The sequence below is a fragment of the Ruminococcus sp. N15.MGS-57 genome, from assembly GCF_000980385.1.
Lineage (GTDB): Bacteria > Bacillota > Clostridia > Oscillospirales > Ruminococcaceae > Hominimerdicola > Hominimerdicola aceti.
Genome location: NZ_LARF01000140.1, coordinates 1 through 555, shown reverse-complemented (window position 1 = coordinate 555; position 555 = coordinate 1). Strand labels below are relative to the sequence as shown.

The window sequence follows — 555 nt, the reverse complement described above, 5'->3', positions numbered from 1 at the left end:
CATGGCTTGACGGGCGGTGTGTACAAGGCCCGGGAACGTATTCACCGCGCCGTGGCTGATGCGCGATTACTAGCGAATCCAGCTTCATGGAGTCGGGTTGCAGACTCCAATCCGAACTGAGACAGGTTTTCGGGATTCGCGCGTCATTGCTGACTGGCTGCCTTCTGTACCTGCCATTGTAACACGTGTGTCGCCCCGGACGTAAGGGCCGTGCTGATTTGACGTCATCCCCACCCTCCTCTCGGCTTACACCGGCAGTCTCGTTAGAGTCCCCACCTTCACGTGCTGGTAACTAACGATAGGGGTTGCGCTCGTTATGGGACTTAACCCGACACCTCACGGCACGAGCTGACGACAACCATGCAGCACCTAGTTTCGTGCCCCGAAGGGAAGACACCTTTCGGCATCCGTCACTAACTTTCAAGCCCGGGTAAGGTTCCTCGCGTATCATCGAATTAAACCACATGTTCCTCCGCTTGTGCGGGCCCCCGTCAATTCCTTTGAGTTTCACCGTTGCCGGCGTACTCCCCAGGTGGAATACTTAACGCTTTCGCT

At 56.6% G+C, this 555-nt stretch carries 1 rRNA gene; it reads right to left on the bottom strand.

The features are described 5' to 3' along the window. A 16S ribosomal RNA gene (locus tag WS40_RS10990) occupies positions 1-555 on the bottom strand; the annotation flags it as partial.